Consider the following 8436-nt stretch of genomic DNA (forward strand, 5'->3'; position numbering starts at 1 on the left):
TGCGATGCTCCGCCCCTATGAATCAGGAAGTCTGATTGTTGACGGCGGCGGGTCGGGCGGAAGCTGGATCGATGTGTTGACCCCGGGCGTGCCGGATCCCCTCAATCCGGGAGGCTGGTTGACGCCCCCTGGAACAACGAGACAATGGCAATGGAATACCACCCCGCCGGCTAATAGTTATGGACGCGGCATGCGGTTCCTCAACTCGGCAGGTAACGGCGTCCTGACAGCAGGGGGCACCCGGCAGGACGATCTCCTCAAGCTGACCGCCGGACTCGACGGAAACGCGATCTCCATGATCCTCCATGCGCTGAGCCAAAAGACCAGCACAGACGTCCTTTCCGCGCCCAAAGTGGTCACCAAGTCGGGACAGGAAGCCATCATGAAGGTCGTCACCGAATACATCTATCCGACCAGCTTTGATGTGGAAACCACGGTCGGCGGCAACGTCGGTGTCGGCGGCGGTGGTGTTCCGGCGGCGTCGACGGTGTCGCCTTCAGACTTCGAAACGCGCGAGGTCGGCGTGATTTTGCAGGTGCTTCCGGAGGTTTCTGCCGACGGTCAGATGATCAACCTGATGATGAATCCCCAAGTCGTCGCGCCTCCCGACTGGAAGAATTACGGGTCGAAGGTTCCCCAATATACGCAGGAAACGTCCATCGACCTCCTGGGGCGGGAAACCACGCGGACCGTGTTGCTGACGGACGCCAATGGCAATCCCGTTTATTTGGAGCAGCCCATGGAACAGCCGATCTTCAGGGTGCGGTCGGTCTCGACGAGCATCTCGATCTACAACGGCGCCACGGTCGTCATGGGCGGAATGATCACCGAGGAGCGTGTGGCCACGTTTGACAAAATCCCGTTCCTCGGCGACATCCCCTATCTGGGACGTCTCTTCCAGAGCAAGGGCGAGCGGACGGAAAAGCGCAACCTGCTGATCTTCGTGACGGCTCGCCTCGTTGATCCCGCTGGGCGCGTGGTGCACACGGCTGGCGAGGAGAAACTCTTCACAGGCCTGCCCGAGGCGCTCACCGGCACCCCCGCCACACCGTGATCGGACGTGCGACGCCTGAACAACCTCCGGTTCGTTCAGGCGTAGCGTTCGGCGATACGGGTTCAGGCAAGATGGTTCCATCCTGAACCCTGTACCCTTTCTTCCTATGAGAAAGCGCGCGTGCATAAAAACAGCTACAATTTCGCTTGACGGTGTGCCAAATAAAGGGCATCATGCGCACATCCCTGAAGAAAAAGCGGTTTGCCGTCACCGGCGGAATCGCCTGCGGCAAAAGCGTTTTTGCCCGTTTTCTGGCTGAGTTGGGATGCGAGGTTCTGGACGCGGATGCTGTGGTTCACCGTCTTGAAGCTCCGGGTGGCCGTGCGGTTCCATTACTGGCTCATGCGTTTGGTCCCGCTGTGTGTTCGGCGGACGGTGGGATCCTTCGGAAGGTGCTCGGACGTCTTGTTTTTTCAGATCCTGTCGCGCGGGAACGGCTGAATGCCATTATCCACCCGTTGGTTTGGAATGAACTGGACGGCTGGTTCGGGCGCCCGCAAACGGGTACGCTTCGTTTTGCCGTGGTCCCCCTGTTGTTCGAAGCCGGATGGCGGGATCACTTTGATACTGTGGTCTGCCTGGCCTGCAGCGCAGCCAAGCAACTGGAACGGTTGATCAGCCGGGGTCTCACGGAGCACGAGGCCGCGCTGCGCATCGGTGCGCAGATGCCGATTGGGGAGAAAGTGCGTCTTTCAGACCGCGTGGTCTGGAATGACGGATCGTTGGAAGCGTTAAGGCGCGAGGCGGATGGTCTGGTTCGCGACCTTTCGGAGAGTGGTGCATGAGCGAAGAACAGCGGAAAGATCCGGCCGATGGGCAGTCGGTCGACAAGAGAGAAAAGTCGCCGCGTGAGACCCGGTCTGGGGATCACGCCTCAGGGGCTACAGGTGAGTCGCCGGCCGCAAACGATGGCGCGCCTGCGGGATCCGACGCGGCAAACGTGCGTGATCGGCGGCAAAACCGGTGGGCACGCTTCCGCGACCGCCGTGACCGACAGCGTGATTTTCGCCGTCCCGAACGGCCGACGGGTACTCGCGGACATCAAACGCCTGAGGGATCTGTTGATGCCGTCGCCACGCCTGATGGCGCACGTCCGCCTGCGCCTCGCCAGCAGCAGGAGCCGCCCCCACCTCAACCTCGCGAAGAGTTGCCGCCGATCCGGCTGACCGATTTGCAGTCCAAGGAGATGGATGAACTGACGGAGCTTTTGGCGCACCTGCCTCCCGAAGAGACCGGCATCATGCGCAAGCACGAGGCGGTCTATGAGATCATCCGCGGCTACCTCCGACGCGGCGGATCGGTCATCGCTCAGGGGACGCTCGAAATCCTTCCCGACGGCTTCGGCTTCCTCCGCTCGCCGAAAAGCAACTACCTCCAGTGTCCTGAGGACGTGTATGTGTCGCCCACGCAGATCCGAAAATACGGCCTGAGAACCGGCGACCAGATCGAGGGGATTGTTCGCGACCCGAAAGAGAAAGAACGCTTCTTTGCCATGGGGCGCGTGGATCTGGTCAACGGCAAACCGGCCGCAGAGGCCCGCAAACAGGTTCATTTCGAATATCTGACCCCGCTCTTCCCAGACCGGCGAATCCATCTGGAGGTCGTGGCGGACGAGGTGGCGATGCGCGTGATGGACATCTTCACACCGATCGGCATGGGACAGCGCGGACTGATCGTCGCGCCGCCCCGCACCGGCAAGACTGTCCTGCTGCAAAAGATGGCCAACTCGATCTCCGCCAACCACCCCGATGTGGCGCTCTTCATCCTGCTCATCGACGAGCGGCCGGAAGAGGTCACCGACATGCAGCGCAACACCAAGGCGCAGGTGCTCAGTTCGACTTTCGACGAGGCCCCGGAACGCCATGTGCAGGTCGCCGAAATGATGATAGAAGTGGCCAAGCGCCTCGTCGAGTCGGGCAGGGATGTCTGTATCCTGCTGGATTCCATCACCCGCCTCGCCCGCGCGTACAACACGGTGCAGCCGCATAGCGGCAAGATTTTATCGGGCGGGGTCGACGCCAATGCCCTGCACAAGCCCAAGCGGTTCTTTGGCGCCGCCCGCAACATCGAGAACGGCGGCAGCCTCACGATCATTGCGACTGCGCTGGTGGATACCGGTAGCCGGATGGACGACGTGATTTTTGAAGAATTCAAGGGCACGGGCAATATGGAAATCTGTCTGGATCGCGCCATGGTCGACAAGCGGGTGTTCCCGGCGATCAACATCGAAAAATCCGGCACCCGCAAGGAGGAACTGCTGCTCCATCCCGACGAGCTCAGTCGGACGTGGATCTTGCGCCGCGCGTTGAATGGCGTGCCGCCCGTGGAAGCCATGGAGATGGTCATCAAGCGCCTGAAAAGCGCCAAGAGCAATGCGGAATTTTTAATGAGTATCAAGGAAGCCTAACGGAGAGACTGTGTATGATGAAAGTTGACATGCAGACTGTGCGCCCCTGCCGGGTGAAACTGATCATTAAGGCCGATGCGGCCGAGACACGGGCCGATTTCGATGCGGTGATGGGGCGCTACATGCGGGAAGGCCGGGTCAAGGGGTTCCGTGCTGGCAAGGCCCCTCGCCAAGTGATCGAGCGGGAGTACCGCCAGGATATCGACGGCGATATCCGCCAGCGGTTGGTTAGCACGCTCAGCCGGCGCGCCGTCGAGGAGCACAAACTCGCACTGGTGTCGATGGTGGATGCCGCCGACATCCTCTTCTCGCCCGAGACGGGGATCAGCTTTGTGCTGATCTGTGATGTCGCGCCGGAGTTCAAACTGCCGAAATACCTGAATATTCCGGTGAAGAAGAACGAGCCGACGGTGGGCGATGCTGAGGTGGATGAGCGGCTCACGCTTCTGCGAAATCAGGTCTCTAAATATGAGGACGGCAAGCCCGATGGCGTGGTCGCTCGGGGAGATGTGACGCGTGTCGACTTCACCGCCGTCAGCAACGGCAAGCCGCTCAAGGATCTGGCGGAAGAGGCGGCCGTGTTCTCCGAAGGCACCGGGTTCTGGATGCAGGTGGCCGAGCCCGAAATGATCCCCGGTGTGTCCCTGGCCCTAGCCGGAATGAAGACGGGCGAGGAAAAGATCATCAAGACCCAGTTTCCGAAGGACTTCCGCATCGCGGCGCTTCAGGGGGTCAAGGCTGTCTATACGATCAAGCTGGCCGGGTTCCGCCAGATGATCCCGGCGACTGACGAGGAGTTGTGCAAACAGCTTGGCGTGGCGGACATCGGGACGTTGCGCGAGCAGCTCAGGGAACAGATGCAACGGCAGGCGGAGTCCGATGAAAAGAGCCGCCGACAGCAGGCGGTGATCGACTACCTCCTGAAGAAGACCGATTTTGAACTGCCCGAGAGTGAGATGGCTCAGGAAACGAATGCGACGGTGCAGACGATGCTCCGTGGCATCATCAAGCGCGGGGGCACGCGCGAGGATTTGGAAAAGAACCGCGACCAGTTGCTGACGACGGCGACCAACACGACCAAGGACCGCCTCCGCCTCCGCTACATCCTGGCGCGCATCGGCGAGGACGCCAAAATCCAAGTGACCGACGACGATCTGCAGAAGAAGCTGGATCTGTTTGCGGCTCAACACCAGATGGCGCCCCAGGAGATGCGCGGAAGAATCGAGAAGGGGTACGGCATCGAAACGTTCCGCGCCGACGTGCGCAACGAGCAGACGCTCGAGTTCCTTGTCAATGCCGCAAAAGGGTGACCCGGCATCACGTGGTCTTAACCGAGGTAATGTTGAAGGAGATTCACAATGTCACAGTCATTTCAGGGATCCATGCTGGTGCCGATCGTGGTCGAACAAACCGCCCGCGGGGAGCGGTCCTACGATATCTTTTCACGACTGCTTATCGACCGGATCGTGTTCATCGGCACGGCGATTGACGACCAGGTGAGCAATCTGATCATCGCCCAGTTGCTGTTTCTGCAGTCGCAGGACGCCGCTAAGGAAATCAAGGTTTACGTCAATTCACCGGGCGGATCAGTCACCGCCGGTCTGGCGATTTACGACACCATGCAGTTCCTCTCGTGCGATGTCAGCACGTATTGCATCGGACAGGCGGCCAGCATGGGCGCGGTCCTTCTGGCGGCCGGAACGAAGGGCAAACGCTTTGCTCTGCCCAATGCCCGCATCATGATCCACCAGCCGTGGGGCGGGGCCGAAGGCGCCGCATCCGACATCAGCATTCAGGCCAAGGAAATCCTGAGACTGCGCGACCGGCTGAACGCAATTCTGGCGTTTCACACCGGCAAGGATATCACCACCGTCGCCGCCGATACCGACCGCGACTATTTCCTTTCCGCCACCGAATCCAAGGCGTATGGGCTGATTGACGATGTGCTGACCAAGAAGCCCGCCGACGACACGCCTGCCACCGGAAAATAAACCGCTTAAAAAGGTTTTTCTTATGGCTCCCAAGACGCCGAAAGGCAGAAGCCTGAAATGTTCGTTCTGCGGGGTACCCGAGGCGGAAGGCGCGCACATCCTTGCCGGTCCGGACGGGTTGTGCATCTGCAGCGATTGCGTGATGACCTGCAACCGGATTCTTTTCGAATCTCCGGATGGTTTGCCGCCCGGGATGGCCGGGCAACCGCTGGTTGCCAACAGCCGTGCTGCGGGTGCGAAGACCCCTGCCAAGGAGAAGGAGAAGCCCCGCCAGCCGCTCGTCGTCCCCAATCCGGTTGAGATCAAGAAGGCGCTCGATCAGTATATCATCGGCCACGACTATGCCAAACGCGCCCTCTCCGTCGCCGTCCACAATCATTACCGGCGTCTGAACCAGTCGCCGACGGCCAAGCCGGACGACGTCTTTTCCGATGTGGAGATCGAGAAAAGCAACATTATGCTCATCGGCCCGACGGGCTGCGGCAAAACGCTCTTCGCCCGCACGCTCGCCAAGATGCTTGACGTCCCCTTCGCCATCGCCGACGCCACGACCATCACCGAGGCGGGATATGTCGGCGAGGATGTCGAAAATATCCTCCTCTATCTCCTTCAGGCTGCGGATATGGACGTCAAACGGGCCGAGACCGGAATCGTCTACATTGACGAGATAGACAAAATTGCCCGCAAAACCGAGAACGTTTCGATTACCCGTGACGTCTCGGGCGAGGGTGTGCAGCAGGCGCTGCTCAAAATCCTCGAGGGAACAATCGCCCGCGTGCCGCCGGGCGGCGGCCGCAAACATCCGCAACAGGAGTATATTTCGATCAACACGCGCAACATCCTGTTCATCTGCGGCGGCACGTTCGTGGGGTTGGATGCGTTCATCAAGGAGCGCGAGGGCAAGCGGGCCATCGGCTACCATGACCGGAGCGACAAGACCATCATCACCGGGCTGGGCCGGGGCGAGGGTCTCAAGGTCGAGCCGCAGGATCTGGTTCGCTATGGACTGATCCCCGAGTTTGTCGGTCGTCTGCCGATCATCACCTCGCTCGCCGATCTGACCGAGGACGATCTCGTGCGTATTTTGGTCGAGCCCCGGAACTGCATGACCAAGCAGTACCGCAAGCTGCTGGCGATGGGGGGCTCCGATCTCTCTTTTTCTGATGAGTCGCTGCGCGCCATGGCCAAGCTCTCCATCAAGCGGAAGACCGGCGCCCGCGGCCTGCGTGCGGTGATGGAGCATCTGATGATGGATATCATGTACGAGGCTCCGGGGAATCCGAGTTTGAAGCACATTCACGTGACCGACACGATGATCCACGCGCAATTCGAAAATCCGGGTTCCATGCTGCAGATGCTCCTCGATGCCGCGCCGAAGACAGCCGCCTAGCGCATGAATGCCGGGCGTCGATGGACGATGCGGGCGCGGAAACTGCCGGATGCGTGGAAGTGGGTATCGTCAGCATGTATACCTGCCAGTTTGTGATCTCAGACGCAGACACCGGCATCCGTCTGGATGCAGCGGTGCATGCGCAGTGTCCGGCGAGCACGCGGGCGTTGATCCGGCGGGCGATTGCCGCTGGCGGAGTGACCGTCAACGGCCGGGCGGTGGACAAGGGTGACAAGCTGGATGCAGGGGACGCAGTGGCGGTTCGGTGTCTGCCTGAAACAGGCGAGGCGCGTGTCCGCGCCGATGCGGCGGTCGTACTGGACGTGCTCTACGAGGATGCCGCCCTGATTGCGGTCAACAAGCCCGCAGGCTTGGCGTGCCAGCCGTTGGATGTTGACGAGACGGGCACCCTTGCCAACGGTCTGGTCGCCCGCTACCCCGAACTGGTGGCGGTCGGCGATACTCCGCTGGCAGCGGGCGTGCTCCACCGGCTGGATGGCGGAACTTCGGGGGTGGTGCTGGCCGCGCGGACGCCGGAGGTCTATGCGGCGATGCGCAGGCAGTTCAAAGATCGCGAGATCATCAAACGGTATGTCGCGCTGGTCGAAGGCAGCGTGGCTGGACCGGGGCGGTTGACACACGATCTGGCGCACCAGCCCGCGTTCCGCGGGCGGATGGTCGAGGCTCGGGCGGTCGCGCAACCCGACCGGGTGATGCGGGCCGTGACGGAATACCGGCCCGTGCGGCGAATCGGATCGCAGACGATGCTGGAGGTGACGATCCGCACGGGCGTGACCCACCAGATCCGCTGCCAATTGGCCTTGATCGGACATCCGGTTGTCGGCGATGTCCGCTATGGCGCCGCCGCCGTGGCGGGTTTCAACCGTCACTTCCTCCATGCGCAGGCCATCTGTTTCCGCCATCCGCTGATGGGGGACAGGCGCGAAATCACCGCGCCCCTGACAGCCGATCTGCTGGCGATCATGTAAAAATAAAACGCCACGGTGGTGTCACCGTGGCGTGCGTGTGAATCCGTCTTGACAGCGCCCTCAAGCCATGGGGGGCGTGGTACGGCGGGAAAACAGGCGCGAACGCGCGCGCGCCGACTTGCGGCGCTGCTTCTCGCACGGCTTCTCGAAATAGCGGTTGGCACGGAGTTGCTTCATCAACCCCTCCTTGTCCATGATCTTCTTCAGCCGCTTCATCGCGCGATCAACCGCCTCGCCCTTCTTCAGTTTGATCTGAATCATCCGATCTCACCCCCTCTGCAACCCGGGATCTTCAGGCGCCGTGGCACACGACGCATCGTCCGGTGGGTTGGGAACAAAAAGAATACAGTAAAGAGCCTATGGGGCGCAACGCCAAAATGGTGTGCCAAAATGGTGTGGGTGTGGATGCACAAGACGAAGGCCACAGGAAAGCGCGAAGCGCGAGGTAGGGCGCGGCGTCTCCGCCGCGCCGCTGATCACGGAAAATGCCCAAAAAATGCCCATTCCTGCCTCCTTCTCTCCAGTTTACCCCCCCCATTTTTCAGCCTCACCCACAGGGCGGTGAAAAAATAATGAAAAAATAATGATACTAAACGATTGACATA

8 protein-coding genes are annotated in these 8436 nt (G+C 60.8%); 7 read left to right on the top strand and 1 reads right to left on the bottom strand.

Going from position 1 to position 8436, the window contains the following annotated elements:
- The 7 genes from FJ222_10775 to FJ222_10805 all read left to right on the top strand — a co-directional run.
- The coding region (locus FJ222_10775; protein ID MBM4164902.1) for a type II and III secretion system protein at nucleotides 1-1054 on the top strand (1054 nt) is incomplete at its 5' end.
- A gap of 173 nt (nucleotides 1055-1227) precedes the next feature.
- Complete coding sequence (locus FJ222_10780) at nucleotides 1228-1839, top strand: dephospho-CoA kinase (GenBank protein MBM4164903.1); 612 nt, start codon at nucleotides 1228-1230, stop codon at nucleotides 1837-1839.
- On the top strand, nucleotides 1836-3461 hold the full coding sequence (rho, locus tag FJ222_10785; GenBank protein MBM4164904.1) for a transcription termination factor Rho: 1626 nt from the start codon (nucleotides 1836-1838) through the stop codon (nucleotides 3459-3461). The genes FJ222_10780 and rho overlap by 4 nt, the downstream gene beginning before the upstream one ends.
- Before the next feature lie 14 nt (nucleotides 3462-3475).
- Nucleotides 3476-4771 carry a trigger factor gene (gene tig / locus FJ222_10790; protein MBM4164905.1) on the top strand — a complete coding sequence of 432 codons (1296 nt, stop codon included), beginning with the start codon at nucleotides 3476-3478 and terminating at the stop codon, nucleotides 4769-4771.
- 72 nt (nucleotides 4772-4843) lie between these two features.
- Nucleotides 4844-5452, top strand: coding sequence for an ATP-dependent Clp endopeptidase proteolytic subunit ClpP (gene clpP, locus FJ222_10795; GenBank protein MBM4164906.1), 609 nt, complete (start codon nucleotides 4844-4846; stop codon nucleotides 5450-5452).
- A 22-nt stretch (nucleotides 5453-5474) separates the two neighbouring features.
- On the top strand, nucleotides 5475-6842 hold the full coding sequence (gene clpX / locus FJ222_10800) for an ATP-dependent Clp protease ATP-binding subunit ClpX (GenBank protein MBM4164907.1): 1368 nt from the start codon (nucleotides 5475-5477) through the stop codon (nucleotides 6840-6842).
- A gap of 20 nt (nucleotides 6843-6862) precedes the next feature.
- Entirely contained in the window at nucleotides 6863-7831 is a 969-nt protein-coding gene (locus FJ222_10805) for an RluA family pseudouridine synthase (protein MBM4164908.1), read from the top strand.
- Nucleotides 7832-7891: 60 nt separating this feature from the next.
- On the opposite strand, the gene rpsU is transcribed toward FJ222_10805, so the two are convergent.
- Nucleotides 7892-8092, bottom strand: a complete 201-nt coding sequence (rpsU, locus tag FJ222_10810) for a 30S ribosomal protein S21 (GenBank protein ID MBM4164909.1) — start codon at nucleotides 8090-8092, stop codon at nucleotides 7892-7894.
- Nucleotides 8093-8436: the final 344 nt, after the last annotated feature.

This window comes from Lentisphaerota bacterium (genome assembly GCA_016873675.1).
Taxonomy (GTDB): Bacteria; Verrucomicrobiota; Kiritimatiellia; order RFP12; family JAAYNR01; genus VGWG01.